This is a genomic window from Micromonospora maris AB-18-032 (assembly GCF_000204155.1).
In the GTDB taxonomy this organism is placed as follows: Bacteria; Actinomycetota; Actinomycetes; order Mycobacteriales; family Micromonosporaceae; genus Micromonospora; species Micromonospora gifhornensis.
This window is the reverse complement of sequence record NC_015434.1, coordinates 219,776-246,313: the sequence shown is the minus strand read 5'-3', so window position 1 is coordinate 246,313 and position 26,538 is coordinate 219,776. Positions and strand designations below refer to the sequence as shown.

Annotated in this window: 26 protein-coding genes, 1 tRNA gene and 3 pseudogenes; 15 read left to right on the top strand and 15 right to left on the bottom strand. The window is 68.6% G+C overall.

Going from position 1 to position 26,538, the window contains the following annotated elements:
• Positions 1–9 precede the first annotated feature (9 nt).
• Entirely contained in the window at positions 10–495 is a 486-nt protein-coding gene (locus VAB18032_RS01225; RefSeq protein ID WP_013730942.1) for an anthrone oxygenase family protein, read from the bottom strand.
• Positions 496–674: 179 nt separating this feature from the next.
• On the opposite strand from VAB18032_RS01225, the gene VAB18032_RS01220 reads away from it, so the two are divergent.
• Positions 675–746: transfer RNA gene (locus VAB18032_RS01220), tRNA-Lys, on the top strand.
• An 87-nt stretch (positions 747–833) separates the two neighbouring features.
• Here VAB18032_RS01220 and VAB18032_RS01215 read toward each other — a convergent pair.
• The 3 genes from VAB18032_RS01215 to VAB18032_RS01205 are packed head-to-tail and all read right to left on the bottom strand — an operon-like array spanning position 834 to position 3,807.
• Positions 834–2,051, bottom strand: coding sequence for a tyrosine-type recombinase/integrase (locus VAB18032_RS01215; protein WP_013730941.1), 1,218 nt, complete (start codon positions 2,049–2,051; stop codon positions 834–836).
• Complete coding sequence (locus VAB18032_RS01210) at positions 2,051–2,248, bottom strand: excisionase family DNA-binding protein (protein WP_013730940.1); 198 nt, start codon at positions 2,246–2,248, stop codon at positions 2,051–2,053. The genes VAB18032_RS01215 and VAB18032_RS01210 overlap by 1 nt, the downstream gene beginning before the upstream one ends.
• Complete coding sequence (locus VAB18032_RS01205; protein WP_013730939.1) at positions 2,245–3,807, bottom strand: replication initiator; 1,563 nt, start codon at positions 3,805–3,807, stop codon at positions 2,245–2,247. The genes VAB18032_RS01210 and VAB18032_RS01205 overlap by 4 nt, the downstream gene beginning before the upstream one ends.
• A gap of 1,164 nt (positions 3,808–4,971) precedes the next feature.
• Here VAB18032_RS01205 and VAB18032_RS30340 point away from each other — a divergent pair.
• Positions 4,972–6,018 (top strand): BstXI family restriction endonuclease, encoded by a 1,047-nt coding sequence (locus VAB18032_RS30340; protein WP_013730938.1) that lies wholly within the window; start codon positions 4,972–4,974, stop codon positions 6,016–6,018.
• Here the strand turns inward: VAB18032_RS30340 and VAB18032_RS01200 are convergent.
• Both VAB18032_RS01200 and VAB18032_RS33130 read right to left on the bottom strand, forming a co-directional pair.
• A complete protein-coding gene (locus tag VAB18032_RS01200; RefSeq protein WP_081475995.1) occupies positions 5,986–7,071 on the bottom strand; it encodes a DNA-methyltransferase in 1,086 nt (361 codons plus the stop codon). The genes VAB18032_RS30340 and VAB18032_RS01200 overlap by 33 nt on opposite strands.
• A 451-nt stretch (positions 7,072–7,522) precedes the next feature.
• A complete protein-coding gene (locus tag VAB18032_RS33130) occupies positions 7,523–7,897 on the bottom strand; it encodes a GntR family transcriptional regulator (protein ID WP_269764247.1) in 375 nt (124 codons plus the stop codon).
• A 228-nt stretch (positions 7,898–8,125) separates the two neighbouring features.
• Here VAB18032_RS33130 and VAB18032_RS33290 point away from each other — a divergent pair.
• The 3 genes and pseudogenes from VAB18032_RS33290 to VAB18032_RS01175 all read left to right on the top strand — a co-directional run.
• A pseudogene (locus tag VAB18032_RS33290) lies at positions 8,126–8,431 on the top strand (hypothetical protein); the annotation flags it as partial.
• 477 nt (positions 8,432–8,908) lie between these two features.
• On the top strand, positions 8,909–9,163 hold the full coding sequence (locus VAB18032_RS01180; RefSeq protein ID WP_013730933.1) for a FitA-like ribbon-helix-helix domain-containing protein: 255 nt from the start codon (positions 8,909–8,911) through the stop codon (positions 9,161–9,163).
• Entirely contained in the window at positions 9,145–9,561 is a 417-nt protein-coding gene (locus VAB18032_RS01175; protein ID WP_013730932.1) for a type II toxin-antitoxin system VapC family toxin, read from the top strand. Before VAB18032_RS01180 ends, VAB18032_RS01175 begins: the two co-directional genes overlap by 19 nt.
• A gap of 264 nt (positions 9,562–9,825) precedes the next feature.
• Here VAB18032_RS01175 and VAB18032_RS32645 read toward each other — a convergent pair.
• Positions 9,826–10,071: pseudogene (locus VAB18032_RS32645) on the bottom strand (replication-relaxation family protein); the annotation flags it as partial.
• Between the two features lie 341 nt (positions 10,072–10,412).
• A pseudogene (locus VAB18032_RS01170) lies at positions 10,413–11,057 on the bottom strand (hypothetical protein); the annotation flags it as partial.
• A gap of 95 nt (positions 11,058–11,152) precedes the next feature.
• Between VAB18032_RS01170 and VAB18032_RS01165 the strand changes: the two are divergent.
• Entirely contained in the window at positions 11,153–11,719 is a 567-nt protein-coding gene (locus VAB18032_RS01165; protein WP_013730929.1) for an NUDIX hydrolase, read from the top strand.
• On the opposite strand, the gene VAB18032_RS01160 is transcribed toward VAB18032_RS01165, so the two are convergent.
• Complete coding sequence (locus VAB18032_RS01160; protein ID WP_043719304.1) at positions 11,720–13,141, bottom strand: helix-turn-helix domain-containing protein; 1,422 nt, start codon at positions 13,139–13,141, stop codon at positions 11,720–11,722.
• A 97-nt stretch (positions 13,142–13,238) separates the two neighbouring features.
• On the opposite strand from VAB18032_RS01160, the gene VAB18032_RS32005 reads away from it, so the two are divergent.
• The 3 genes from VAB18032_RS32005 to VAB18032_RS33280 all read left to right on the top strand — a co-directional run bounded on the left by VAB18032_RS32005 (position 13,239) and on the right by VAB18032_RS33280 (position 14,323).
• Positions 13,239–13,403: a hypothetical protein gene (locus VAB18032_RS32005; protein WP_013730927.1), complete on the top strand. Its 165-nt coding sequence runs from the start codon at positions 13,239–13,241 to the stop codon at positions 13,401–13,403.
• Positions 13,404–13,589: 186 nt separating this feature from the next.
• Positions 13,590–14,030: a hypothetical protein gene (locus tag VAB18032_RS33285; protein ID WP_081475991.1), complete on the top strand. Its 441-nt coding sequence runs from the start codon at positions 13,590–13,592 to the stop codon at positions 14,028–14,030.
• Positions 14,027–14,323, top strand: coding sequence for a hypothetical protein (locus VAB18032_RS33280; RefSeq protein ID WP_081475990.1), 297 nt, complete (start codon positions 14,027–14,029; stop codon positions 14,321–14,323). Before VAB18032_RS33285 ends, VAB18032_RS33280 begins: the two co-directional genes overlap by 4 nt.
• Before the next feature lie 48 nt (positions 14,324–14,371).
• On the opposite strand, the gene VAB18032_RS33125 is transcribed toward VAB18032_RS33280, so the two are convergent.
• The gene (locus VAB18032_RS33125) at positions 14,372–14,830 is read right to left on the bottom strand and encodes a type II toxin-antitoxin system Phd/YefM family antitoxin (RefSeq protein ID WP_081476231.1); all 459 of its coding nucleotides are present in this window, start codon (positions 14,828–14,830) and stop codon (positions 14,372–14,374) included.
• Between the two features lie 111 nt (positions 14,831–14,941).
• Between VAB18032_RS33125 and VAB18032_RS01140 the strand changes: the two genes are divergently transcribed.
• Positions 14,942–15,340: a protein NO VEIN domain-containing protein gene (locus VAB18032_RS01140; RefSeq protein ID WP_013730923.1), complete on the top strand. Its 399-nt coding sequence runs from the start codon at positions 14,942–14,944 to the stop codon at positions 15,338–15,340.
• Positions 15,341–15,383: 43 nt separating this feature from the next.
• Here VAB18032_RS01140 and VAB18032_RS01135 read toward each other — a convergent pair whose 3' ends face one another.
• Together VAB18032_RS01135 and VAB18032_RS01130 are read right to left on the bottom strand one after the other, a co-directional pair.
• Positions 15,384–17,402 (bottom strand): hypothetical protein, encoded by a 2,019-nt coding sequence (locus VAB18032_RS01135; RefSeq protein ID WP_013730922.1) that lies wholly within the window; start codon positions 17,400–17,402, stop codon positions 15,384–15,386.
• 239 nt (positions 17,403–17,641) lie between these two features.
• Entirely contained in the window at positions 17,642–18,238 is a 597-nt protein-coding gene (locus VAB18032_RS01130) for a TetR/AcrR family transcriptional regulator (RefSeq protein ID WP_013730921.1), read from the bottom strand.
• 100 nt (positions 18,239–18,338) lie between these two features.
• On the opposite strand from VAB18032_RS01130, the gene VAB18032_RS01125 reads away from it, so the two are divergent.
• Both VAB18032_RS01125 and VAB18032_RS01120 read left to right on the top strand, forming a co-directional pair.
• The gene (locus VAB18032_RS01125; protein ID WP_043719294.1) at positions 18,339–19,496 is read left to right on the top strand and encodes an FAD-dependent oxidoreductase; all 1,158 of its coding nucleotides are present in this window, start codon (positions 18,339–18,341) and stop codon (positions 19,494–19,496) included.
• A 35-nt stretch (positions 19,497–19,531) separates the two neighbouring features.
• Positions 19,532–20,047, top strand: coding sequence for a DUF3592 domain-containing protein (locus VAB18032_RS01120; RefSeq protein ID WP_013730919.1), 516 nt, complete (start codon positions 19,532–19,534; stop codon positions 20,045–20,047).
• A gap of 7 nt (positions 20,048–20,054) precedes the next feature.
• Here the strand turns inward: VAB18032_RS01120 and VAB18032_RS01115 are convergent, their stop codons facing one another.
• Entirely contained in the window at positions 20,055–20,735 is a 681-nt protein-coding gene (locus VAB18032_RS01115; protein ID WP_043719289.1) for a TetR/AcrR family transcriptional regulator, read from the bottom strand.
• 105 nt (positions 20,736–20,840) lie between these two features.
• On the opposite strand from VAB18032_RS01115, the gene VAB18032_RS01110 reads away from it, so the two are divergent.
• A complete protein-coding gene (locus tag VAB18032_RS01110; protein ID WP_013730917.1) occupies positions 20,841–21,530 on the top strand; it encodes a DUF4386 domain-containing protein in 690 nt (229 codons plus the stop codon).
• Positions 21,531–21,594: 64 nt separating this feature from the next.
• On the top strand, positions 21,595–22,083 hold the full coding sequence (locus VAB18032_RS01105; RefSeq protein ID WP_013730916.1) for a hypothetical protein: 489 nt from the start codon (positions 21,595–21,597) through the stop codon (positions 22,081–22,083).
• Positions 22,084–22,139: 56 nt separating this feature from the next.
• Here the strand turns inward: VAB18032_RS01105 and VAB18032_RS01100 are convergent, their stop codons facing one another.
• Positions 22,140–24,509, bottom strand: coding sequence for a glycoside hydrolase family 65 protein (locus VAB18032_RS01100; RefSeq protein WP_013730915.1), 2,370 nt, complete (start codon positions 24,507–24,509; stop codon positions 22,140–22,142).
• A gap of 56 nt (positions 24,510–24,565) precedes the next feature.
• Positions 24,566–25,273 carry a prepilin peptidase gene (locus tag VAB18032_RS01095; RefSeq protein ID WP_050814676.1) on the bottom strand — a complete coding sequence of 236 codons (708 nt, stop codon included), beginning with the start codon at positions 25,271–25,273 and terminating at the stop codon, positions 24,566–24,568.
• Between the two features lie 667 nt (positions 25,274–25,940).
• Here VAB18032_RS01095 and VAB18032_RS01090 point away from each other — a divergent pair.
• Positions 25,941–26,507 carry a hypothetical protein gene (locus tag VAB18032_RS01090; protein ID WP_013730913.1) on the top strand — a complete coding sequence of 189 codons (567 nt, stop codon included), beginning with the start codon at positions 25,941–25,943 and terminating at the stop codon, positions 26,505–26,507.
• Positions 26,508–26,538 lie beyond the last annotated feature (31 nt).

Sequence of the window (26,538 nt, the reverse complement as noted above, 5' to 3'; positions counted from 1 at the left end):
CCGGAGACCTCACCGGGCAAGCAGGGCACCGATCACGCAGGCGAAGGCGGCGCCCGAACTGACCGCCCGGACCAGGTTCCACCGCACCCAGGGCCCCTCGAACCGACGTCGGATCGCCGCCAGGTCGGTGGTCCCGTCGACCGACCTGGCGGCGTCCAACTGATCGTTGAGCGGCACGTTCGACCGCATCGTTACAGCGAAGGTGATCGAATGGCAGATCAGTGCCACAACCAACCAACCCAACACCGCGCCGTCGACACCGAGGTGACCGAGCACAGCCACCATCACCAACAGCGGCCCACCGAGGAACACCGACAGGAACCAACCGTTGAGGATCTTGCGGTTGATCGATTGCATGGCACCGATCAAGGTCCGATCGTCGGTCGCCCCCAGACCCGGCATCACCGAGCAGGCGTACGCGAAGAACAGCCCGGCCACCAGCCCGGTACTGAACGTCGCCCCAGCCAGTACGACGATGCGGATCGACTCCGGCATGCTCACCCTCCCCGTGTCGCAGTGCCGACGGCCCGATCCTGCCAGCCGAATGCGAATCGCCGATGGCGTCGCCGTCCTGGGGTGGCTTCCGCCCGGCCTGGTCCGGCTGTCGGGTGCGTGCCTTGGAGGGCCTGAGCATCGCGCGCCGGGCCACGGGGGTCAGGTAGCCTGTGGGCCGCGGGCCGCTAGCTCAATGGCAGAGCTGTGGACTTTTAATCCATAGGTTCAGGGTTCGAGTCCCTGGCGGCCCACTCTCCCGCAGGTCAGCGGCCCATCCTGGGGTTGTTTGGGTCGTGTTTTCGGCCCGTACAGCAGCGAAGTACAGCAGTAGGCCCCCTTCACCGGTCGAGCGCGCTGCCGAGCCGCTTGAGGGCGTCGCGGGTGGCCGTCGAGGACACCACCGTGTAGATCTCCATGGTGATGGCGAACTGCGCGTGCCGGAGGATCTGCATCGCTACCCGGGGGTGCACGTCCAGGTCCGCCAGGAGTGAGGCGCAAGTACGCCGAGCGTCCCGCACGGTGATCCGCCGGACTCCCGCCGCGTCACAGCGCCGGTCCCAGAAGCGGTTGAAGTTGCGCGGCTCGACCGGCCGCCCGTAGCGGGTGGTGAAGATCAGATCCGAGGGTTGCCAGGCCGGACCAGCGGCGTCCCGGGCGGAGATCTGTGCAGCACGGCGGCCCAGCGCCACGGTGCAGATGTCCGGCAGCGGCAGGGTGGCGTCCGAGGCGGCCGTCTTCGTCTCCCGGTGCAGCAGTTCGGCACCGACCCGCTGGAGTTGCCGATCGATGGTCAACTCCCCCGCGTCCAGGTCGACGTCCGCCCAGGTGAGCCCCAACATCTCGCCCTTACGCAGCCCGAGCACCAGGACCAAGACGTACGCGGCGTAGAGCGGGTCATCGTCGGCGCGGGCCGACTCCAGGAAGCGCCGTGCCTCGTCGCTCGTCCACGCCTTCCGCTTGCGCTTGCGTACCGGGGGCAGCTTCACCAGGGAGACGACATTGCGGGTGATCAGCCCTTCGGTGATCGCCTGGGACAGCAGCGTCCGGAGCACGGTCCGCAGATGTGTGACGCTCGTCGGCGAGGGCAGATCCCGGCAGCAGCGGCCGAGGGCACAGCAGCGACGCTGGACGGGCTTCCGCCGCTCGTCCTTGCCCTGGGCGCAGCACTGGCAGGTCCGCCCCACCTCGTTGATCCAGGTCTGCACGTCGCTGACCCGCAGCTTGTCGAGACGCTTGCGACCCAGCCCCGGCACGAGGTACAGCCGCACCACTACCTCGTAGGTGACGTAGCTGCCGGGCGCCAGGTTCGGCTTGACGATCTCGCGCAGCCAGTAGCCGGCGTACTCCCCCACTGTCGGGGAGCGCGTCGCCACCGGACCGGCCTTGGCCTGCCCGTGCAGCTTGATCCACTTGTCGTGGACCTCTTCGCGGGTCTTGCCGTAGACCCACTTCCGGCCCCGCTTGCCGTCCGGCTTCTCGACCCAGACGTACGCGGCAAAGCCGTTCCGGTACGGGAAGATCGACCCTTCCCCGTTGGCACGAGCGCGTCCCGGCATCAGGCTGCCTCCTGCCGCTCGACCTGATCACGGATGTAGTCGTCGACCCATTCGGGGAGGATGCGGCGGTACTTGCCGTCCTTGATGGAACGCAGCTCGCCGGTGGCGATCTTCATCTTGACCTTGGAGATGCCGAAGCCGAGCAGGACGGCGACCTCGGCGGGCGAGTACCAGCGGGGGCGCAGGTCGTGGTTCATGCGGCGGCTCCGGCAAGCCAGGCGTCGTGGGCGAGTTCTTCTCGTCCGATGCGTCTGCTCTCGCGTCGCTGTCGGGCGGCGGTGTTGGCGAGCAGGGCGTCTCCGTCGGTGCGCCAGCCGGCCCCGAGGTAGGTGAGCGTGCCGACGGTGAGGGTGTCGGCGGTTTCGTTGTCTTCGGTGCGGCGGTAGGTGGCGCGGGTATCGCGGAGTAGGCCGAAGGTGATGGAGTAGCGGCGGGCTTTGGTGAGGAAGTGGCCGCCGAAGCCGAGCATGTGTGCCCAGCGACGCAGTCCGGCGTAAGGGTTGGTGTCAAGGTGGCCTTGACGGTCGCCGGGCTGGGCGTTGCTTCCGGTGGTGCGGGTGGCCGTCGGGCGGCCGAGTCGCCAGCAGGCGTCGATGAGGCGGGCGAGGTGGTCGCCGTCGGGGTTGGCGTAGGCGTCGATGGTGTCGGGGGTGAGCCGAGTCGAGGCGTGGCCGGTGACCTCTGTGGCTTTGGTGGCGTACTTGGCGAGGTAGGCGGCCACCTTGGCGTCGGTGACGTCACCGTCTCCGCTACCGATGCGGCGCACGTCGACCTGCTCACCCCAGGTGATCGGCCAGCCGTTCGGTTGGTCGGCGTGTGGTGGGGTGGTGACGGTGATCTGCCGAGCGGCGGCGTGCACGGCGTCGTCCAGGTCGTCGGCGGTGATGCCGGCCGGCGGCGGCACCAGAGCGTCCTTGTCGCCGGGATCGACGCCGTCGAGGCGTAGTAGGACGTGGAAGTGCACGGCTCCCCGGCGCTGCATCTCGGCGACCTTGCCGTGTGACACCCGGACCGGCGGCATCCGACGCACCCGGCCGGAGTCGGTGACGACCTGGACGTGACTGATGCCGCGTTGGCGGCAGAGAGCGGCGAGGTGGCGTTCGATGGCCTGTTTGGTGCGCCGCCACAGTTCGCCGGAGAACCCGTTCCACACGACCTGGTGATCGTGGTCGTAGCAGTTCAGACAGAGTGGCCGCCCGAGCTGCGGATCGTCGGCATCATGGCGGGCGAAGCAGGCCGCGGGCTGCCCATGCTCGCAGGTGCCGGCGTCACGGCGGGCGCGGCAGGGCGAAGGCCGACAGTCGCACCGCTGGCGGGTGGCGCAGGTGTGGCGGGAGACGTGCCGGTGATGGACCGCGCCGAAGGAGGGTGCGGTGAAGGTGGCGAACACGACCGGATGCCGTGCAACGGTGGCGGGGACAGTCTTGCCGCCGGTCAGGCCGGTGCGGACGACCTGGAAGGCGTCGCCCGCGTAGACCCAGGCGCAGTCGGGGCACTGCGACGCACGGCGGTTGCCGCACGCCTTGTAGATCGCTCGGTCAGGCAGCTCGTCGGTGTGCAGTTCCCGGATGACGCGGCCGGTGTCGGCCTCCACGCTGGCGAGGGTGCCGGTCAGGCGGATCGGGCGGCTACAACCGCCAGCGGAGGCGGTGTGTTCCAGCCAGCCGAAGTAGTCCGGCGTGACGGCGCGGTGCAGGGCATGGGCGATCCGGCCAGCGGCGAGGCCGGGCCGGGACAGGGTGAGTGGGGCAGACATCGGTTTCTCCTCACGGGGTAGCAGGGACGGAAGACGAAGCACCACCAGCCGTGGACCGTGGTCCGCTGGTGGTGTCCGTCGTGTCTCCTGGCACCGCCGGAAGGGCGGCTGACGCCGGAGGGCGGAATCGTGGTGGTGCCACACTCCGCCGATGGGTGATGTCCTCTCGCACTCGTGGACGTCATGGGCTGGCACGGGTGGGGAGCCTGAGATACCGGCATCCGGCGGGATTGCCGCAGGCTGCCCCACCCGTGAAAGTGGGCGAATCCGGGCCATCGTGGACGGCGAAAGGCCGTGCTGGGCTGCTCGGCGAATTCAGAGAGCCGACGCTGTGGCCGGGGCGATGGAGAGGCGGCGGGATGTGGCCCGCATCAGCGGCAGGAAGGCCGCTCGGCGTCTCAGTGGTCGAGTCCAGCGATCCGGCGGAAAGGCCGCGCTGGCGTGCTCAACGAGGGCCAGAGTAGCACCGCGTACCGACACGTCAACCCGTCGTGACCGCGTAGGCCCGAGGCGGGATGGCCGGCTGCCAGCCGGTGTGGGAGGACTTTCTGTACGTCTATCAAGGCGGCCCTGAACGGGCCGCACGCGCCGCCGCCTGGGCGCGTGTCCGTCGCTCCGCTGGCGCTCCGACTCCGGCCACGCAACACGCCCGGCGGCTGGCGCGGAGGGCGGGTAGCCCGGTGGGCCGCCGCAGCACGACAGCAGCGTTGACCGGGTGGGTGGGCCGGCAGCCGGCCGGGCCGCGCGGCCACGAGCCCGCGCGGCGTAGGGAAGCGGACGCCGGCCGCGTCGGCGAGCTGGCGGCGGTCACAAGGTTGCGGCTACTGCGCCTCCGGCGGGGGCGCTCCGGCTCCAGGATGGCCGGGGCTGCGTCGGCGGGTCGGGGTCCGTGGGTGGTTGCGGTGGGAGCCATCCCGTCTGCCATCGACCCGGGCGAGCCGAGCAGACCGCCGCCCGACCCGCCAGCGTCCGTACGGGTGTCAAGGTCCGCTTGACGTGGCGGGCCGGGCGGCGGCCCGCTCCCCTAGGAGGGCGGGTCGATGGCAGACGGGATGATGTCGTGGCTCAGCCATTACGACAGTTTCCGGCGGGATGATTGCCGCCATTGCCATAAAACGGTCAGACATGGCCGGCGATGGACATCACGTCCCCTAGCATCCAGTGATGCCCAAGAGCACGCGATCAAGGCTGCCCAGATTGCCCGCATTGGCCGAGCAGAAGCTCACAAAGACGGGCTACACCCGAGGTGCTACCCAAAGGGAGATTTATCAGAACAGGGTTACGCGCAATAACCCAGTCCTGATTGCACGGGAGTTGTGGCCCCTTTGTAGGAAGCCCGATGATGGTAGCGAGGCATACGAAAACGGTTTCATAGTGTTGGTGGAACCGTCCTGGTACTTCGTAGTTGAAGAGCCAGACAAGCTACTGGCGGCCGAAGGGCTTGAGCTGGGAGTAAACGCATTGTTGCTATATCAGCGGCGGGTCGACTGGGCCAATTATGCTCCCGCAAATGGGCTCCTGCCTAATGGGAAGCCGTTTAGGCCGGGAGTGTCGCGAAGGAATCCTCTTGGTGGTGTCTTCCTCGCTCGAATACACGCTACTGTGTCGAGCGATGGTATGCAGGTCGTGGAGGGCTACAAGAGCACAGCACAGCGGGGGGCGGGAATCAGGGTCTACGAGTACGCAAGCTCGGACACCATCCAGAAAGCCAGGCTCCAGTTGGAGGCGCTCATGTGGCTCTGTAGGGATAGTGCCGAGCAGCTAGTGGCTGCAGGCATGCCACTAGCTGATGTCCGCAAACGCAAGAGCGAGCAGTTGGCAAGGGCGCAGGAGCAAAAACTCTTAGACCTTGCTCGGCTTCGCGCTCTTCGGATAATCAATGACGATGACTGTGCTACCTGTCCGCTGTGTCTCGCGGAGATCTCTGCGGGAGACTTTTTCAAGCGCTCGCAGCAAGCGGAGGGCCGGTCTACCTATGACCTGACGACCACCGAAGTCAGCTTGTTCCATATTCAGGAACTGCGTGTGGGTAAGTTACAGCACAAAACGTACAACCTTGGTTGGGGTCACCATCACTGCAATACAGTCGCCAAGGATGCGGGGATCATGCCGACCCTTCAATGGATGAAGTCGGTGATGGATAGACAGCCAAACGTTGCACTTGCAGATGAAGCGCGACTAGTCGAAGAGGCTGTCGAACACGACAGGTGACTTTTTCATGTGATGCTCTCGCGTCGTGGTGAGGTCGACGCCCTTCTCTGCTGCCGCGAGTTCTTTCCCGGCGCGCGAGCACCACTGCTCTTCGATTTCCATACACACTGCCCGTCGTCCGGCTCGTAGGGCCGCAACGCCTGTCGAGCCTGAGCCCGCGAAGCAGTCAAGCACGATGTCGCCCGGGTAGGACGAGGCGGAGATCATGTGAGAGAGGAGATCAAGCGGCTTCTCCGCAGGGTGCTTGCCCTTAAATGGCCGCACACTCATGAAGTCCCAAACGTCCGTAAACTCCATGCCCGACCTCACGGCCATGGGCCGCACGATGTCGTCGTAGTCCAGCATCTTGTCGACCTTGCCGGTTGACTCCAATGCTTCCACAATTTTGGCATACTGCTCACGGCTGGGAATGTTCCGTCCTGCTTCCCAGTTCGCGACTGCCCCGCCGTGGTTGACCTTTCCGTAAGCGCCCGTCAGCTCCGTTAGCTTGTGGCCCGACATGCCGGCCTTTTTGCGGCATTCGAGCAGATACTCGCCCAGTGGAGACCGTCGGTAGGCCTCCCAACTGCCATATGCGCCATGCTCAAGAAAGAGAATCCGCTCCGAGTGAGGGTACCAGCGTCGAAGGTTCTCTTTCTTCATCTTGCCCTTCCAGCCGTCATATCCTGGCTCGTTGGGCTTCGTCCACACAACGTGGTTGAGGGGTCGGAAATGCCGTGCCAGCATTACCTCAAGACGGGCAGACATTTCCGACGAGCAGAAGACGTAAATGCTGCCATTCGTTTTGAGAACCCGTTTCCACTCCACGGCATATTTCTCCATCCATTCGAGGAAATGCTCATCCTCGTCGAATGCGCGGTCGCCGTAGATGTTTCCCTTTTTGGTGGTGTGATATGGCGGGTCGGTTAGGATGAGGGAGACCGAGCCAGTCGGCACGTGAGCCAGAAGCCCGAGTGAGTCCCCAGTCAACACTAAAGAATCATCGGTTTCGGCCGAAACGGCAAAGTCAAGGGCCTTGCGGATGGCAGCAAAGTCTTGTGCTCTATCAGTCATCGCTCGGTGACTCTCAGTGACGGATGGCCAGGACGTGTGCAGCTTACCAGCAGGTGCCGAGCAAAGCCCCGTGCCGCGCCGGTTTGCACGAATAGTTGACGTGTGTGCTGCTCGTGACAAATCCAATTCCCTTCTGCAGCTGAATGACCTTGTTGCGGTGTGTGAGCGGGATGCATTTTCCTACTCGCTGCTCGTATGGCGACGCGTCAAGGAACATGGAGGCAGCACATGGGCCAAGCAACCTGTGGCTGGATGGGTCCGCTATCCAAGAGATATCCAGCAGTGAGGCAGCAAAAAAGCAGCGTGAGCCGTGATGCGGGCCAGGCAGAGACGTCAGCCGGCGAGGCCCGGCAGCTGCTCATCGACACGGCTTGGCACCAGGCGGCAGCAAGCAACAACTTGAGTCCGCATCCCCCCAGCGGGGGTCGGCGACCGACACGCGAGGAACGGGCTAGCGACCCACGCGTACGCGGTCGGCGGCGTACAGCTCGCGGGAGCCGTCGGCGCGGAAGATCACGAGCACCGGGACGCCTTCGCCGATCTCCAACTCACGGCGCTCGGCAGGCGTCGGCATCCGGGCGGAGGCGGTGTCGCCCTTGAGTAGTTTCACCGTCTCGGTGGGCTCGATGGCTCGGACGAAGGTGCCGCGCGGTGGTTCTACGATCACGAGTCCTTCCGACCGGAGTATCGCTATCGCCTGCCGCACACTCGTACGGCTCAGCCCGTGCTCCTGAGCCAGCCGCAGTTCACTTGGCAGTGACGCACCGGGCGCGATGTCGCCAGACGTGATCCGGTCCCGCAGGAGGTCTGCGAGCTGCCGGAACACGGCCCGATCCGCGCTGGGGTCGATCACGAATGTGACGCTACGTGTCCAACAGTTCTACATCTTATTGTATCTACAGTCCTACGTCGGTACGGTGAACGAGCAGGTGCGGCGGTCGGATGACCAGCTCAGGCCCGGCCGCCGCGCCGTCGACCCGCACCCGAGGGGAGATCTGGTGCCGCGCGTTTCGTACGAGGAGTACCTGATAGCCACCGCCCTCACCTTTGCCCGGCGGCACCGGCCGGTCTGGTCCTGGCAGAAGTGGCGGCGGATCTGCCGATGCGGAGCCGACCTGCCCTGCCACGCCCGACACCGCATCCCCATCAACCGTGGCCACTGGCCGGGAGAGGAGGCACAGTGAAGAACGACCAGGAGCACGCGATCCTCGCCGTACACGGCCGAGGGCTCGACGGCATGTGCGCCGGCTGCCGCGCCTGGTGGTCACGGCTGGCCCCGTACCCGTGCTGGCAGGTGGAATGGGCGACCAGCCGGCAGGCCCGCACGAGCGTCGCCCGCTTCCTCGGCGGTGTGCGGTGACCACCCACGGCCCCGTCATGCCGATCTGGAACTGCGGCGGCTGCAACCTGCCCTGGCCCTGCCCCACCCGGAGGCGAGAGCTACGCGCGGAGTACGCCGACGCGCCCGTATCGCTGGCCCTCTACCTCGGTGCCTACCTCGTCCAGGCCGCCGAAGACATGCCCTGGGCACCAGCCGGCGCACTCCACCGACGCTTCATCGGCTGGACCAGACAACCGCCAGCAGTACAGCAGCGAAGTACAGCAACCGTGCCCGCCGAACCCGGCCGAGAAGTGCGTCAGCAGCCCGGATGACCTCGAACCACACCGCAGGAGGCCGGTTCGCCGGCAATCCATAGGTTCAGGGTTCGAGTCCCTGGCGGCCCACGTACTTCTCTGACCTGCGGTTTTTGGTACGTGCCGCAGTCGTCATGCGAACCGGTTGGTCGAGGTTCGAGTCTTTCTGGCCAGCAAGTGAGACTGCATGCATAATGAATGCATGGTTGCGCTCCAGATTCGAGACGTGCCGGAAGAGGTGCGAGACGCCCTGGCGGCCCAGGCCAAGGCGCGTGGGCAGTCACTCCAGGCGTACCTGCTGGAGTTGGTGGAGACCCAGGCTCGACGGCTGCGCAACACGGCGGCCCTTGATCGCTTCGCCGGTCGATCGGACGGTGCTCGCTCCCTGCCGGGGGAGAGTGCCGCCGAGTTGGATGACCAGCGGGAGCAGCGCGGACCGTGGGGAAGCGCCGCGTGATCGTGGTGGATGCGTCGGTTCTGGCCGATGCCCTGGTCGACGACGGGCCGGTCGGCGACGCGGCACGGGCGGAACTGACCGGAGATCCGCACTGGGCCGCGCCGAGCCATCTTCTGATCGAGGTCATGTCGGTGATCAGAGGCAAGGTCCTCGGTGGGAAGCTGGGCCTTGCTCGGGCACAGGAGGCGATCGACACCCTGCCTTCGTTGGTCATCGACGAGGTTGGTGTCGCGACACTGCTTGATCGGATGTGGCAGTTGCGGGGCAATGTTACGGCGTACGACGCGGCGTATATCGCGGCGGCCGAGTTGCTGGCCTGTCCACTCGTGACCGGTGATGGTCGGCTCGCCAAGGCCAACGGCGTCCGCTGCGAAATCCGGCTGCTCGCGACGTCTTGACGGTAGCCGCCCGAGGACTATCGGCCTGAGGTCCTTGGGACAGCGGCCAACCTGAGTGGTAGCGGGTCACCGGCGATCGTGGCGGTGTGGTTCGCATGGTGGTACCTCCGGCCCACCGACTTATCAGCCCGACTCGCGGGGCGACTGCCGGAACCTGCAGTGCGTCGGGCAGCGAGGCGTGTGCGCCGCCGCCCGCAACGCCCACCGCGCGATGAGCCTCGCTCGCGAGAGCCGACCGAAGCCTTTCGACCGCCGCCAGCGGTGGACGTAGTGGTACGGGTAGGAGCCGCCGTCGGGTCGGTGGGGTCGGAACCGGTCCACCGCCCCGAGACTGGTGAGGCGCAGGAGCCGGCGTTGGGCGAAGTCCAGGGACGGGAACAGGGCAGCGGCGACCTAGTCGGTGGTCAAGGCGCCGTGGTCGTAGAGCCAGCCGAGGAGGCGGTCGTCGCGGGCGGTGATGCTGGCCTGCAACCGCAGCAGCGGATCCTGTGCCGGTAGGTGTTTACGCATACGCGTCCCCAGGGGGGAGAACCCCAGGATGAGGGTCTGTCTGGAGTCGTACCGCAGCCCTGAAGCGGGGCTGACCTGGGCTGTGAGTCGGGGTGGGGGGTCGGTGTCAAGACCGACGGGCACACGGTGATCGACACCGGCATCCACACGGCCACCCATACCGGACCCGTGGTGGTGTGAGAAGACACGCGACGCCGACTGGTGATCGTGCCGCTGGCACAGGTAGAGAGCGTTGAGCGAGGTGAACACGTTCTACTCCTTGATCGAAAAGTGAATGGCTGGTGCATGCACCGCCGTCGCTCCTGCTTGACCGACGACGGATGCATCCTTGCCAGGTCGGGTCAGGTGCTGTCAGCCCCTGTCGCCCGACAGAAGCCTGGGCTGGTTCTGTCACGCGGCACCTGCTGAAGCTGATCAGCCGGGGTGGTCTCGGCACGCAGGACGCGTACGAGCGCCGAGGTGGTGGCGTTGGACAGTTGATGCCCGTCGGCGCGCAGCTGCCGCGCGAGGGCCTGACGGGACAACGGTGTCCCCTGGGCCGCGAGGGCACCGGCGGCGGTCCGGGCGACCGGGACCAACGCCGCGATCTCCGGCCCACCGTCCCGGACCCCCGCGTGACTGTTGCGACTGTCCGGGACCGTCGACCGCCCAGCGGTGGCAGTGGCAGCGGGGGCGATGTCCCGGACCGCAGTCGGTCCGGCGTGGACCGCCGCAGCCGGTCCGCGGACCGTCCCGGCGGAGTCCGGGACCCTGGCGCCGGTGCCGGAAACCGGCCTGGACCCGACCCGCCCGGACCGGCTGCTCGGGGCGGACGGGACTGTCCGGTGAAGCGGGGCAGGATCAGCACGACCGAGGGCGATCTTCACCATCGCCAGGAAGCCGAGCGCCGGCAACGCCGCAGCGACCCAGCCGATCACCGACGACTCCGCCCCGACCACCTGAGCCGCCAGAGACAGGAACACCGCCACCGTCAACAACTGTGGCGGTGTCCGCTGAGTGCCCGGAGGTCGTCACGCACGGAACCTAGTCGGCGGAGTGCCGTGCGGCAGCGGTTCCAAGCCGTTGGTCGGATACTTGCCGGATGGTGGAGGGACAGGACGTCGGGTCGACGCGGTGGACGATTCATGGTGAGCGGGTGGTGGACGGTAGTCGGCGGGCGCGGTTGAGCATCGCCGATGTGGAGTTGCCGGATGGGGTGCGGTTTGAGCAGTACGTGATTCGGGCGCCTCGGTCGGCGATGGTGGCGGTGCTTGACGGTCAGGGGCGGCTGTTGCTGATGCGGCGGCACCGGTTCGTGTTCGACAGGTGGGTGTGGGAGTTGCCGGGCGGTTACGTCGATGAGGGCGAAGATCCGACGGTGTGTGCGGTCCGGGAGGTTGAGGAGGAGACCGGGTGGCGTCCGGGTGCGGTGGAGCCGTTGTTGGCGTTTCAGCCGTGGGTGGCGACCGCGGACGCGGAGAACCTGCTGTTCCTTGCCAGGAGCGCTGAGCACATCGGTGCTCCGGTGGATGTCAACGAGGCCGAGCAGGTCGCCTGGATTCCGTTGGAGGAGGCACGGCAGCTCGTCTCCCAGGGCGAGATCGTGGGTGCCGGTACGGTGATCGCCGTGTTGGAGCTGGTCGCGCGTGAGGCCCGGGGCGAGTTGTAGTCAGCGACGTTGGCCGAGGGTGGCGTCGATGCGGGTGATGAAGTGTCGTACGGCTGGTCGGCGGCGGTGTGGCATGAGGTCCGTTTGTAGGTCACGTATGTAGCGGACGGCGCGGGCGGACTTCAGTTGCGTGGTCAGGGTGAGGGCTTGGCCGCCGATGATGCTGGCGCGGTCGGGTTCGCCGTGGCGAGCTTGAATGGTGGCCAGGAGTGCGAGGTTGAAGGCTTTGCCGCGTACGTAGCGTTCGTCCATGTGCAGGGAGCGGGCGGCGAAGCGTTCGGCTTGGGAGTGTTGGCCGAGGGCGTTGAAGCAGTGGCCGAACTTGGCGGACAGGTATGCCTCGTCGAAGTAGCCGAGCCACTGCGGGTCGCCGGTGCGGTCGGCTCGGTCGAGGGCTTGTTCTGCCTGGTGTAGTGCGGTGGCGCAGGCATGTTCGTCGCGGGCGGCGGCGTGGGCGTGGGCTTCCATGACCAGCGCTTCGGCGGTCAGCACGGTGATTCCGGCGCAGTGTGCGGTCTGTCGGGCGGCGCGGGCAAGGTCGACGGCGGTGGCGGTGTGGCCGAGGTAGGTGGCTTGGTGGCTCATCGCGGCGAGGATCTCGGCACCCAGGCCGGCGTCGTCGGCGTTTCGGGCCAGGTCGAGGGCATGAGTGAGGTAGCGCTGGGCGAGGCCGTGTTCGGCCATGTCGTACGCCTGCCAGCCGGCGAGTTGCGTCAGCTCGGCGACGGCGGCGAGCAGCTTGCGGCCGGTTGCCGGATCGTATCGGCCTTCGGTCACCAGGGGTGTGACCTCGTGGTGGAGATAGCGGGTGACGTTGGCGCGGGCGTGGCCGCCGCCGTGCTGGTTGTCGAGTCGCCGGTAGGTGGCGGTCATCTCGCGGATGGTGTCGATGTCGGGCTGACCGACCGTTCGGCGACCGTCTTGTGTGACGGGTTGGGTGCTGGTTGCGGTGAACCAACGCAGGGCGGGCAGGGTGTACGCGGCGGAGCTGAATACGGTTTGGCGGAGCAGTTCTCGACGGTTCACGTCGCCTTCCCATAACTGCGCGGCAGCGCGGACGTCCTCGTGCCAGGAGCGGTTGGCCGGTAGATCACTGTGGCGGATGTTCCGGTGGTCGGCCATGTCCGCGCGATATGACCGCTCGCGAGGCGCGAGGCCGAGCGTCATCCGTGCCTCGTCGGACATGGCGCAGCCGTCGGCGATGCGCTCCAGCACGTCGATGGAGGTCACCTTCCGGCCGGCGATGATCCGACTGACGTAGCCCTGCTCCAAGCCGACGGCGGCCCCGATGCGGGTCTGACTCGCGCCAGTGTGCCGAGTAAACAGCCGGAACAGGGCACCGATATCACGGGCAGCAAGAGCCGCGCGTATGTCCTGGTGCGACCAGAGGTCTTCGGGAATCCGTAGATGATCGAGCGACACAGCGGCTCCAAGCGTCGTCGGACGACTACTCATGGTGCTCGATCTGGAGCCTAGGGATGTTGCCCGGGCAGGTCGAGGCCACCCATGTCACCGTGACATGACCAGCCGACATGGCCGCCACGCCTGGTCCGGCGGAATCGTCTCGGACATGTTCTTCGATGCCGACAACGCGCTGGTGCTGGCGTGGGCAGGCACTCGCCGCGACTCAGCAACCTCCGTCGGGTCCGCCCTGCCGACACAGGGCGAGGAGGCGGGATCGTGACGCTCCGACCGAACCTGTACCTGCTGATCCGGCGGCTACTGCGACAGCCCGAGCTACCACCGCCGCCGGGGACCGGACAGCGGTACCAAGACGTCGAACAGGCGGCGGCCCAGCGACGGCTGCTCGACCAGGCCGCGCGCCTGCGCTCCCACGGCAACCCCAGGCCGACGTGGGACATGCCGACCGATCGACACCACAGGCCTGGGTCGGGGGAACTCCCGTGAGCCGAAACGTGGCCGATTCAACCGGCCGGTCGGCTCCCAGAGGCCAACGCGTCTCGTACGACGAGTACCTCTCCGCCACAGCGTTGACGTTCGCGCGGCGGCATCGGCCGATCTGGTCCTGGCAGAAGTGGCGGCGGATCTGCCGGTGCGGAGCGGATCTGCCCTGCCACGCCCGGCACCGCATCCCCATAAACCGTGGCCACTGGCCGGGAGAGGAGGCGCAGTGAAAGACGACCAGGAGCACACGATCCTCGCCGTACACGTCCGCGGGCTCGACGGCATGTGTGCCGGTTGCCGGGCGTGGTGGGCGAGGCTGGCCCCGTACCCGTGCTGGCAGGTGGACTGGGCGACCAGCCGGCAGGCCCGCGCGAGCGTCGCCCGCTTCCTGGGCGGTGTGCGGTGACCACCCACGGCCCGGTCATGCCGATCTGGAGCTGCGGCGGCTGCGACCTGCCCTGGCCCTGCCCGACTCGGAGGCGAGAGCTACGCGCGGAGTACGCGGGCGCTCCGGTATCACTGGCCCTGTACCTCGGCGTCTGTCTCGTACAGGCCGCCGAGGACATGCCTTGGGCACCAGCCGGCGCGCTGCACCGACGGTTCATCGGCTGGGCCAGACAGCCTGCGGAAGTACGGCAGCGAAGTACCGCTACCGCGCCAGCCCAACCAGGCCGAGAAGCACGCCAGCAGCCCAGGTGAACTCGGACCGAGCCGCAGAAGGCTGTTCGCCAGCGGAGTCAACGTAGATCACGAGCGTTCCTCGTTCCGCATGGCGGCGAGCGAGGCGGCCACGTCCACGTTCTCGTCGCCGAGCTTCGGCGGAAGTGGCACAGGGCCGCCACCGGTGGGGGCGACGACTCGCCCTGCTTCTACCAACTCGGCCAGCATCGACCTGTCATCGCTTACCGGCACAAGTCGAGCGATCGGGTGTCCGCGATCGGTGATCTCGATGGTTCCGCCATTCCTGACCCCAGCCAGCACCTGACTCGTGGTCTGGGGCGAGTCCCAGTCGCTTGGGATGTCCAGTTGCCCGGCGAGGGAGCCGATTGCCGTGCGGTTGGCCCCTCGCCCAAGCGGCACCACCTTCGCCACCGGAGTGCCCGCCCGGTCGATGATGATCTCTTCGCCCCGTTCCACCCGTTCGATGATGCGCGACAGGTGAATCTTGGCGTCGTGCACGTCGTAGTGCACGGCTTCAGTCGACATCATCCAACCCCTCATTCAGCAGATTTTCCCGGACTGTCGATCTTGCGCCCGTCGGGCGAACATGTCCGGTAGGCGACGGCCGTCAGTGTGGTGAGCGTGGGGAGTTGGTCGATGGGCGGCAATGAGGTCGAGCGTATTGCGATCGAGTACGTGATGCAGCTCGAAATCCGCAACGGTCGCGTACCCGAAGACGTCCATCTCACGAAGGCTCCCTACGACGTCAGCAGCCCGCCGCGCAAGATCGAGGTGAAAGCCTTCGGTGGGTCGGCTCGAAGCGCCGCAGTTCCGCTCGAGGACAGACAGTTTCAGGCCGCCCGCCAGGATCCCGAGAACTACTACCTCTACGTCGTGGACAACGTCGCGCGAGCTGATGAGGGATTGATGCGGGTACGGGTCATCCACGGCGACGCTCTGACCAAACTGCTGGACGGCGCGAAGCCGCATATCACCTACTGGCCAACATTCCGTGCGCAGGCGTACGACGACGCCGAACATCTCGGGCCGATCTGACAACGGCTCACTCGTCGCACATGAGCGAGGCCCACGAGCCGGGTCAGCGGCGTACGGTGACCTTTGCGCTGGTGGCCTGGCCGTTGGCGTGGCCGGCCTTGCGGGCGATCACCGTGACGGTGAGCTTCTTGCCGCGCATCTTCGAGGTCAGCTTCAGCGTCTTGCCGGTCGCTCCCTTGATCAGCTTTCCGTTGAGCCGCCACTCGTACTTGTAGGAGTCCGCCTTCGGCGACCAGGTGCCGACCAGGGCCTTGACCTTCCGGCCGACCTTGGGCGTACCGCTGATCTTGGGCTTTTTCGTTGCCTTGGGGGCCTTGCCCTTGGCGACCGCGGCGGTGGCCTTCGAGGTGGCCTTGCCGTTCGGGTGACCGGTCCGGATGGCGGTCACGGTGACCGTGAGCTTCTTGCCGAGCAGCGCGGCCGTGATCTTGAGTGATGCGCTGGTGGCACCCTTGATCGCGGTGCCGTTCGCCGCCCACTGGTACTTGTACGACGTGGCGCTGGGCGTCCAGGTCCCGGTGCTGGCCTTCACGGTGCTGCCGACGGCGACCGTGCCGGTGATCGCCGGCAGCTTGGTGGCCTTGGGCGCGGGCGGTGCGACGATCTGGAACCTGCCGGCCCACGTCACCGAGCTACCGAGTTCGTCGTGCGGGGTCAGCCGTACCGTCGCCGGACCGGTCGCCACGCCGGTCAGGTCGGCGTGGACCAGCATCATCGCGCCGCCGCCGGTCAGGTGGTGGACCTGCGCGGGTACCGGCTTGCCGTCGGAGGGGATGACCTCGATGAGGTCCTGCTTGTGCATGCCGTAGCCGGTCAGCTCCAGCAGGTGCACCTCGCCGGTGGTCACCGAACCCGGGGTGACGTGGTCGAGGGCGATCAGGCGGCGTTTGAGCTGGAAGCGGTGTTCGGTGACGTCGGAGGTGCTGCCGGTGGCCGTCACACTCCAGAGGAGCACCTCGTGGGCGCCGTCCGTCGGCGGCGTCCAGGACACGGTCGCCGTTCCGTCCGGGCCGGCGGGAACGGCGATCGACGGTGCGCCGTTGATCCGGTACCGGAACTCCGTCGTGCCGGGCATGCCGGCGGTGAAGGTGAAGGTGCCGGGCCATACCCGGCCGACACCGTTCGACGGGAAGTCGGTCGAGGTGACCACCGGACGGTTGGAGACCGACCAGAGGATGATGGCGCTGTTCGTCTGCACCCCGGCGGCGTCGCGGGCGAAGATGTTGATGTAGTGGGTGCCCCTGACGGAGGGCATGAGTTGGAAGGTGGCGCTGCCGTCGGCCGCCGGCGTCAGGATCTGTCGGCTGTTCTCGTCGGAGTTGACGGTGACCACGTACTCGACGGGGTTCGCCATGCGGGTACGGGCGGTGAAGGTGGTCGGTTCCACCCAGCCCACGCCGGGGATGCGCGACACGGTAGGCGCCGCACCGTCGACGGAATAGGAGACGTACCGGCTGGCGGAGACGGTGCCGTCGGCGCTGACACTGTGCACCAGGAGGTTGTCGATCTCGTGGTGGGTGGCTGTCCAGGTGAGGTCCGCGGTCCCGTCCGGGCGCGCGGCCACCGTGCCGGTGTTGTACGTCTTGTGCACCCGGTCGCGCAGGCTGTAGGTGTAGGAGACGACGTCCGGTCGACCCGGCCGCAGGCGTACCGTCCGCGACTCGCCGACCACCATCGTCGCGCCGTCCTCGCCGCGATCAACCAGCCGTGGGCCGTCGTCCACCTTGAACGCGTAGGCCGTCTCGGTCAACTGCGCGCCGTCGGCGGTCATGTCCCGGACGTACAGCGTCTGCAACCCGGCACGAACCGGGGTGATGGACGCGTATCCCAGGCGGTCGACGGCCGGGACGGTGCCGGAGGGGCCGTCGTCGCCGAGCCGCCAGGCGAAGGCCACCGTGTCGGTGCCGTACGTCAGGAAGCGGAAGGTGCCCGCCATCCCGATGGTGTAGTCGAGGTTGGGCGAGTTGGGATACATCGGATACTCGTCCGACGACACCGCCGGTGGGCGTACGGTCTGCGCGGATTGCAGTGTGGTCCCGGCCGCCGAGACGGGTGCGACCACCGCTACGGCACCTCCGGAGCTGCCGAGTGCCGTCACCGTCAGCAGTGCCACGATTCGTCGAGCTGAGCGCGAGCCGATGCGCATCTGTCCCCCATGTACCGACCGGGCGATGATCACCCGGGCAGATGATATTGACAGACGCCAGACGGTACGGACAAGGCGGATGTGTGCCCGCTCCGGTGGCGCATCCCGGTGGAGCCGGTGCGAGCGGTCAAACCCTGAGCGTCATCGCGCCGTGGTCACTGAGCGACGGTGGGGAATCCGTCGGTGAGTGCCGCGATGGCGCGGTGTAGACGTCCGGCGGCCAGCGGGCCGGTGCCGTCGGTCAACGCCAGGTGGTGCAGCACTCCGGTCACGACCAGGGCCAGCGCCTCCGGGTCGGCGCTCGCGGGCACCCGGCCCAACTGCTGCTCGGCGGTGAGGTAGCGGAAGATCGCCCGTTCGACCGGTTGCAGGCCGGCGCTGCCGTCGCCCAGCACTGCTTCGACGCCGGCGGTGATGCCGGGTCGGTACGCCATCAGCCGGGTCATCGTCACAAGCGTGTCCAGCGGGAGCGCCTGGCCGATCTCGCTGAGGTTCTCGGTGACCGTCGCGCTGCCGGCGCGGGCCGGGAGCCCGGCCACTGCGCTTGCGAGTTGGAAGCTGCGGTCGACCGCGTAGCCGACGAGGAACTCGTCGAAGTTCGTGAAGTGGCTGAACAGCAGCCCGGTGGCGACGCCGGCCTCGCGGGTCACGGCCCGGCTGGTGAGCCGGCTCGGCCCTTCGCCGACGATGACGCGCTCCACGGCGGCGAAGAGGTGCTGCCGAGGTTCGGGGGTGGCGACTCCGCGCGGCATGCCTCTGATCTTAGGCGCAGGCCGGGAGGCTTCGGTTGCCTCGTATGAGCAAGTGCTCATACTATTTGAGCGTACGCTCATTCTTGGGAAGGGATACCGCATGAGGCGAGCGGTGATCGTCGGCGCGGGGATCGCCGGTCTGGCTGCGGCTGCGCGGCTCGGCCGCGACGGCTGGCGCACGACGGTGGTGGAGCGGGCCCCGGGCCGGCGCAGCAGCGGCTACCTGGTGAACCTGCTCGGGTCGGGGTACGACGCCGCGCAGCGACTCGGCCTGCTGCCCGCACTCTCCGACCGCGCGCTGGGCTCCTTCTCCACCGTGCTGGTCCGCGCGGACGGTCGGCCCAAGTTCACCGTGCCGGCGGCCCTCGCCGAGGCCACCCTCGGCCCGCACGCCATGACGGTGTTCCGGGGCGACCTGGAAGCCGCGCTGTACGCCGCGGCCCGCGAACACACCGAGTTCCGCTTCGGCACCACCGTCACCGCGATCGAGCAGGATGCCGACCGGGTACGGGTCACGCTCAGCGACGGCAGCACCGAGGAGGCCGACCTGCTCGTCGGTGCCGACGGGGTGCACTCCGCCACCCGGACGTCCGTGTTCGGCGCGCAGTACCGGGTCGACCTGCCGTACGTGGTGGCGGCGGTCCCCCTCGCCGAGCCGGTGGCGGAGGTGCCCGAGTCGTCCGCGACAACCTTCATCGGACCCGGCCGTACGGCCGCAGTCATCAGCCTCGGGCCCGGCAGATCCTCGGCGTTCTTCACCTACCGCTGCGAGGACCCGGGGTGGGAGGTGGCGCGGGGTGCCCTCGACGCCCTGAGGGCGGCCTTCGCCGACCTCGGCGGGGGCATACCCGAGGCGCTGCGGCAGCTGGCCACCGATCCCGCCAGCGCCTACTTCGACCAGGTCAGCCAGGTGGTCATGCCCAGGTGGAGCGATGGCCGGGTGCTATTGCTCGGCGACGCGGCCTGGTGCGTCACCCTCTTCGCCGGGCACGGCGCCGCCCTCGCCCTGGCCGGCGCGGACCGGCTCGGCACCGCCCTGAACCGGCCCGACCAGGACATCCCGACCGCCCTCGCCGGTTGGGGGGCCGCGCTACGACCGGAGGTCGTCAAGCGGCAGGCACTCGCCCGTCGCGGCATGCACCAGTACGCCCCACCGAGCCGCGTCCACGTGTGGCTGAACGACGTCACGATGCGCGCGATCACCCTGCCCGGCGTACGTGGTGTGCTGCGGCGTGCGGTCGAACGGCAGAACGGCTGACGCGTCCGGTTGTCGCGGGCGGGCAGGATTGCAGTGTGGGTTGGCGGGATCGGCGGAAGCCGCGCAGGCTGCGCAGCCGCTGGCTGCCCGGCTACTGGCTGCGCCACCCGCTGACCGGAATCGTGCTGCTTGTCGCCTTGCTGGCGGTGATCGTGCCGCTTGAGGTTCGGTCGTTCCACCGGACCCATCGGCTCGACAACTACGGCGTGCAGACCGAGGCGACCGTACGCGAGGTGCATGCGCAGGGCCGGAACTCGTACGTGCTTGTCGCCTTCACCACCGCCGAGGGCCGCCAGGTCGTCGCGGAGGTCACCGACTACAGGTGGAACCCGGAACCGCAGGTCGGGGACGTCGCCACCGTGCGGTACGACCCCGAAGATCCACGACGCAACGTCCGCGACGTACGGATCGGTGCCGGCTACCTGGAGCCCGTGGTCGCCATCGCCGTGACGGTGATGTTCGGGGTCGGCGGCGGCGTGCTGCTCTGGCGTACCCGGTCGGTGTGGCGGCAGAACGCCGAGGACTGGCGTTCCGGACACCACTTCGCCTGACCCGGACTCAGTCGCGGGCCTTCTCCAGGCCGTCGAAGAGCAGGTCGAGAGTGAACTCGAACTCGACCTGGCTGTCGCACCAGCCGAGCGTCGGATCGTCGGCGGCGTGCGCCTCGGCCGCCACCATCGCGGTCAGGTGGGGCAGGTGGGCCGCCATCGCGGCCAACTCCTCCTCGGCGGCCTCGACGTCGGTCTCACCGCCCGCCGACGCGGGCCGGAAGACCTCCTGGGCGAAGCCGAGCGCCAGGCTGCCGAACGCGTGTAGTGCCCGGTGGGCGATCCGGTAGGAGAAGCCGCCGTCGCGCAACGTGGCGATGATGCCGTCGTAGTAGCCGTACAGGCCGACGGGGATGGTGGGGCGGGAGCCGAGCAGCGCGGGCGCCCAGGGATGACGCAGCATCACCGTACGGGCGGCCAGGAACCGTTGCCGCAGGCGGGCACGCCAGTGCCCGTCGTCAAGTGTGGTGTCGACGGCTGCCTGGATCTCGGCGACGACCGCCTCGGCGAGCCCGTCGAGCAGACCTTCCTTGCCGGGCAGGTGATGGTAGAGGGACATCGCCTCGACACCGACTTCGGCAGCCAGTCGACGCATGGTCAACGCGGCCAGCCCTTCGGCGTCCACCAGGGCGATCGCGGCGGCCAGAGCCCGCTCTCGACTCAGCGGCTCTCGAATTTTCCTCGCACCCAACCCGGCTCCCCTCTTCCCTTGACCTTACATCGTATGGTTGCCTTACGCCGTAAGGCTCGGATGTCTCGCCGCGCGACCCCGCCACCGCACACTGAAGGAGCGGCCATGCCTCCGCTGATCCGCACCGCCCGTACGACCGGGTTGCTCTACCTCGGCCTGGCCATCGCCGGCGCACTGGGCTTCCTGACCATCCGGCCCCGGATCTTCGCCGCCGGTGACCCCGAGGCGACCCTCGCCCACCTGGTGCAGAACGAGTCCCTGGCCCGCGTCGCCATCGCGCTCGAACTGCTTGTGGTGCTCACCCAGACCGGCACCGCCGTCTGGTTCTACCGGCTGTTCCGCACCGTCGACGGCGTCGCTGCCGGCTGCATCGCGGCCTTCGGCATGGTCAACGCCATCGCGATCCTCGGCAGCGCCGCGCTCCTCGCGACCGCCACCGAGGTGGCGGCCCAACCGTTCGGCGACGCCGCCGACAGCGTCCAACTGCTGTACCTGGTCAGCGGGAACCTGTGGACCGTGGGTGGACTCTTCTTCGGCCTCTGGCTCGTACCGATGGGCCTGTGCGTACTGCGGTCCGGGTGGCTGCCTCGCGCCCTCGGCTGGGTCCTCGTCGCCGGGGGTGTCGGCTACCTGCTCCACACGTTCGTCGCGTACCTCGCCCCCGGCACCGGGATGCTCGCGGACCTGCTGGTGGTCCCGGCGACCGTCGGCGAGTTCTGGATCCTCGGGTACCTGATCATCCTGGGCGTCCGCAGGTCGGCGCTGCCGACGCCGGCCGAGGCGCCGTGTCGTTGATCCGGTTGTGCCCGTTGCCCGCCGGTGCCCACGGTGGGAGCGTCGACCAACCGGAAGGTACGCCGTGACAAGCGAACGCGAGACCGTCGAGGTCGAACCCGCCCTGTTCCAGGCCGTCTACGACTCACCCGCCTCGCTGCCGGGCCGACACCGCTGGACCACCCCCGAGACGGACGTACGCCGCATCGAGAAGCTCCTCGGCATGCCACCGCGCACCATCGGCGCTCCGCTGTGGGTCAGCGGCGACCAACCGGACTGCCCGAAGTGCGATCGCCGGATCACCTGGTACGACATCGTCTCCTCGGCGCTCAAGGGCGTGCACGACCCGACGATGATCGCGACGGTGATTCTCGGCGAGCGCCGCTACGTCAACACCGGGCTCCCCGACGCCATCGCCGGTGTCCGCTGCGCCGACTGCCGCACCCCGATCGAGGGCCTGCGCAGCTTCAAGTGCCACAACTGGGCGTACGCCTTCGAGGAGCTGACCGCCGTACGGGAACGGATGGCGGGCGGTTCACTCCTCGGCGAGCAGCGGCGGATGCCCGTCGACTGACGGTTTGTTAATAAGGTGCCCTTCCTCTACCGGAGGCGTTAATAAGGTGCCCTTCCTTACCGCCCCTTGGGGCGGCGGCCGTCCGGGGAGGGCGGTTCGGGGCCGAAGTCGGGCACCGGCGGCATCGGCCGCGTCACCGGTTCGCCGGCGCTCACCCGCAGCCGCTCGCCGTGGTGCCACAGCTCGACGGTGGTGCCGGTGGGAGCGTCGGGCAGTTCGTAGCGGGCCTGGTCGGCGGTGAGGGTGACCAGCAGCCGCTGGCCGTGCCAGCACAGGCTGAACGCCAGCCGCTCGATCCGGTCGGGCAGCCGGGGGTCGAAGGTGAGCAGTTCGCGGTCGTCGCGCATCCCGCCGAAGCCCTGCACCAGGGCCAGCCAGGCGCCGCCCAGCGACGCCAGGTGCAGGCCGTCGCCGGTCTTGTCGCCGAGATCCTCCAGATCCTGCAACACCGACTCGGTGAACAGGTCGTACGCCAGATCGAGGTGGCCCAGTTCGGCGGCGAGCACGCCCTGCGGGCTGGCCGACAGTGACGAGTCGCGGACGGTCCGGGCCTGGTAGTAGGCGAAGTTGGCGGCCTTCTCCTCGGCGCTGAACTCGCCGGGAAACCGTTGCATGGCCAGCACCAGGTCGGCCTGTTTGACCACCTGGTGTCGGTACAGCTCCAGGTAGGGGAAGTGCAGCAGGAGCGGGTAGTCGTCCTCGCTGGTGCCGGCGAAGTCCCACTCGGGCTGTTCGGTGAAGCCGGCGGACTGCTGGTGCACCCCGCGTTTGGCGTCGTACGGCACGGTCATCGCGTCGGCCGCGGCCCGCCAGGCGGTCACCTCCGCCGGGTCGACGCCCAACCGGGTCGCCGCCTCCGGGTGGCGCTGTACCGCGTCGGCGGCACCGCGCAGGTTCCGCCGGGCCATAAGGTTGGTGAACAGGTTGTCGTCGACAAGCGCCGAATACTCGTCCGGGCCGGTGACCCCGACGATGTGGCAGCGGCCGTCGTCGGTGTAGTGCCCGAAGCCGGCCCACAGCCGGGCGGTGGCCACCAGCAGTTCCAGTCCGGGGCCGGCGAGGAAGTCGTCGTCGCCGGTGGCCGCGACGTAGCGCAGCACCGCGTCGGCGATGTCGGCGTTGACGTGCAACCCGGCCGTACCGGCGGGCCAGTAGCCGGAACACTCCTGTCCCCCGATGGTGCGCCACGGGAAGGTCGCCCCGGTCAGCCGCAGTTCCGCCGCGCGTTCGAGGGCCTGCGGCAGGTGCGCGTGCCGCCAGCGCAACGCCGATCGGGCCACCTCCGGCGCGACGTAGGTGAGCACCGGCAGGACGTAGCCTTCGGTGTCCCAGAGCACGTGTCCGTCGTAGCCGTTGCCGGTAAGCCCCTTGGCGGGGATGGTCCGGTCGCCGTCGGGGCGTCCCGCCTGGATCAGGTGGAACATCGCGAAGCGGATCGCCAGCTGCAACTTGTCGTCACCGTCGAGGAGCACGTCGGCCGTACGCCAGGCGGCGTCCAGGGCCGCGCGTTGTTCGGCGCGCAGCGCGGCGAAGCCGTCGGCCCGGGCGGCAAGCGCGTCGGTCATCACCTGGTCGGCGAGGTCGTCCGGCGACGCACCGTCGACCGGCTGCCACTCGTACGCCGCGAACTTGGCAAGCGTGACCCGCTCACCGGGCTGCAGGACACCGGCGAGGCTGAACCGGATCCGGTCCTCGGTCGCGTCCGCGCTGCTGGTGACGTGGTCCGGTGCCGTCGGGTGGTGTGCGACGGCGGCGGCGACCCGCTGGTCGCTGTGCCCGGTGCGGTGCACCAGCGCCCCGGCGCTGCCGTCGAGCTGCTGCACCTCGCCGACAAGCGGATCGTCGATGACGGCGGCGGCTCGTGGGTCGTCGGCGCGGTCCTCCACCCGCTCGTTGGCCAGCAGGTCTGCGCAGATCCTCAGCTCGACCGGCCCGTGCAGGGCTTCCACCGTCCACTCGACGGCACCGACGCGGCGGCGCGGCAGCGACACCAGTCGGGTGCTGCGTATCCGCACCGTGTGCCCGCCGGGCGAGGTCCACTCGGTGAGCCGTTCCAGCGCCCCTGCGCGCAGGTCGAGGACCTGCTCGTGGTGGTGCAGCGTCCCGGTGCGTACGTCAAGTGGTTCGCCGTCGACCCAGAGCCGGACGAGGGTGGCGTTCGGTGCGCTGATCACCGTGTCGGACAGCTGTGGGAAGCCGTGACCGTCCTCGGGGTAGTTCAGCTTGCGCCGCTCGTGAAGGCCGTTGAGGTAGCTGCCCGGCATGTCGCACGGCCGGCCCTCGTCGAGGGTGCCGCGCCAGCCCAGCCAGCCGTTGCTCAACGCGAACACCGACTCGGTCTCGCCGAGCCGGTCCAGGTCGTCGTGGGTACGCCGGATCCGCCAGCGCTCGTCGGGTGCGGACGAGCGTTCGGCTGTGCGCTGCAACTACGCCTCCTGACGCGGTGCGAACGGGGAGCATCAACAGTTCCCCGCCGGCCCGCTCACCACACCAGCAGCAGCGCCCCCAGGGTGCCGAGCACCAGGTACGGCCCGAACGGCAGGTGGGACGACCAGCGGGCCCGTCGGGTGACCAGCAGCCCGAGGGCCACCAGGCCGGACAGCATCACCGCGAGCAGCAGCCCCAGCACCGGGGTCGCCCAGCCGTACCAGCCGAGCAGCGCACCCGCGCCCAGGGCGAGTTTGGCGTCGCCGATGCCGAAGCCTCGGGCGCCGAACAGCAGCGTGGTGGTGGCGAAGAAGCCGGCCAGGCCGAGCGCGGCGGCGGTGGCGCGCAGCCAGGGTGCCGGCCCGGCGTCGACGAGGGCGGTCAGTCCGAGCAGCAGCCAGGTGCCGGCGGCGGCCGGGAGGGTGAGCCGGTCGGGCAGCCGGTGCACGGCGAGGTCGACGAAGACCAGCGGTACCGCGAAGATCAGCCACCAGGCGGCGGCGACCAGTTCACCTGCGGGCGGGCCGGCCAGCAGCAGCATGGCGAGGGCTACGACGGTGACCAGTTCGACGGTGAACGGCGGCGCGCCGATCCGGGCCCGGCAGGTGCCGCATCGGGCGGTGGGGCCGAGCGCCGGCCAGGGCCGGTCGAGGCCGATCGGGGTGCCGCAGGCGTCGCATCCGCTGCGGCGGTCGGTCCCCGTGGGCACGGCGTGCCGGGCGACGGCGTACCGCAGCAGCGGGGTGAGCGCCAGCACGGCCATCGGCCGGCGGCGGGCGGGGGTGGGTGGGATGTCGTCGGGCCGCGCCGACTCGGTGGTTGCCGGCTGGCTCACGCCGACCTCCCCGGCAAGGTGAATACGGTACGTAATCTGCCTGCTCGGATCCGCTGGTGATCCGATCGTTGCGAAACGGAACCCTGGTGGTCGGCGGAGACTCGGCCGAAATACGCGGCGCACGTAGATGGAATTCCCATGGAACGCAATTGGCGAACTCCTTGGGCAGCGAAAGCAGGGGACGGATCGGGCCACAAGCCATTTCCCACCCCACCGGCACCCGCCTCGGTGCCACCCACCCGACGGTGGATCCCATCAGGGCGCGGACCCCACCGATCCGGCGTCGACACGACCTCGGCAGGCCTCGGCAACCCTCCGGTAACCATCGAGCACCACCACCGTTCATGACTCAGAGTAGTCACATGAATTGCCTCTGTTGCATCGGCCGGCGTCAGCTTATGCTCGCCCCTTGGATGTGACGCAACCCACGTCCGACGGCCATAACCACCCAGGACAGTGCATTTGTAGAAGATCCGTTAGGGCAAATGCGACTGCGTATTGGACCGGCCCGCAGAGGACCATCCGGTCGCGCTGCCGCACGCCCGAAAACGGCGGCGACGCCGGTCGCCGGGTCGGTACCGAGGAGGGCACGAGGGTGCGAGCACGGCAGCTGAGTCGCTGGACGGCCGGTCTGGTCGCAGTGGCCACGGTCGGCACGACCACCGCCTGCGGCAACCCGCCGACGACAGCCGGCACCACCGCGACGGACCGGAGTCGGCCGGTCGGCAACGAACGGATCGCCGAGGAGAAGGCCGCCGAGCAGGCGGCCCTGAAGGCGTACGCCGGATATCTGACCGCCTCCCGGTCGGCGAGCCGGCGCAGCGACCCGCAGCACCCGGAGCTGACCCGGTTTCTCGCCGACCCGCTGCTCACCCGGGTCCGGGTGGGCCTGATAAAGGCCCGCGCCAACGGGGCGGTCAGCACCGGCACGCTGCGCTCCGACCCCACGGTGATCTCCGTCGACCTGGACGGCAAGCCACCCACCGTGGAGATACAGGACTGCCTCGACGCCACCGGCTACCGGCTGGTCTACGTCGCCGACAAGAAGGTGGTGCCCGGCACCCGCGGCACGCGGCACCTCGCCACCGCCGTCGCCACCCGCTACCCCGACGGTCGCTGGCTGATCAGCGGCGGCTCCGCCCACCAGGACCAGCCGTGCTGACCCGGGCGGCGAACCACCTCGACCGGGCCTC

Bases quoted from the DNA above. Each gene is read 5' to 3' on its own strand.
- VAB18032_RS01125 (WP_043719294.1), top strand. From the start codon at position 18,339: ATGAGGCGAGCGGTGATCGTCGGCGCGGGGATCGCCGGTCTGGCTGCG.
- VAB18032_RS33125 (WP_081476231.1), bottom strand. From the start codon at position 14,830: ATGTCGACTGAAGCCGTGCACTACGACGTGCACGACGCCAAGATTCAC.
- VAB18032_RS01215 (WP_013730941.1), bottom strand. From the start codon at position 2,051: ATGCCGGGACGCGCTCGTGCCAACGGGGAAGGGTCGATCTTCCCGTAC.
- VAB18032_RS32005 (WP_013730927.1), top strand. From the start codon at position 13,239: ATGACCAGCCGACATGGCCGCCACGCCTGGTCCGGCGGAATCGTCTCG.
- VAB18032_RS01130 (WP_013730921.1), bottom strand. From the start codon at position 18,238: ATGCCGCGCGGAGTCGCCACCCCCGAACCTCGGCAGCACCTCTTCGCC.
- VAB18032_RS01165 (WP_013730929.1), top strand. From the start codon at position 11,153: ATGGTGGAGGGACAGGACGTCGGGTCGACGCGGTGGACGATTCATGGT.
- VAB18032_RS01095 (WP_050814676.1), bottom strand. From the start codon at position 25,273: ATGGCCGTGCTGGCGCTCACCCCGCTGCTGCGGTACGCCGTCGCCCGG.
- VAB18032_RS01200 (WP_081475995.1), bottom strand. From the start codon at position 7,071: ATGACTGATAGAGCACAAGACTTTGCTGCCATCCGCAAGGCCCTTGAC.
- VAB18032_RS01140 (WP_013730923.1), top strand. From the start codon at position 14,942: ATGGGCGGCAATGAGGTCGAGCGTATTGCGATCGAGTACGTGATGCAG.
- VAB18032_RS01180 (WP_013730933.1), top strand. From the start codon at position 8,909: ATGGTTGCGCTCCAGATTCGAGACGTGCCGGAAGAGGTGCGAGACGCC.
- VAB18032_RS01225 (WP_013730942.1), bottom strand. From the start codon at position 495: ATGCCGGAGTCGATCCGCATCGTCGTACTGGCTGGGGCGACGTTCAGT.
- VAB18032_RS01205 (WP_013730939.1), bottom strand. From the start codon at position 3,807: ATGTCTGCCCCACTCACCCTGTCCCGGCCCGGCCTCGCCGCTGGCCGG.
- VAB18032_RS01110 (WP_013730917.1), top strand. From the start codon at position 20,841: ATGCCTCCGCTGATCCGCACCGCCCGTACGACCGGGTTGCTCTACCTC.
- VAB18032_RS01210 (WP_013730940.1), bottom strand. From the start codon at position 2,248: ATGAACCACGACCTGCGCCCCCGCTGGTACTCGCCCGCCGAGGTCGCC.
- VAB18032_RS30340 (WP_013730938.1), top strand. From the start codon at position 4,972: ATGCCCAAGAGCACGCGATCAAGGCTGCCCAGATTGCCCGCATTGGCC.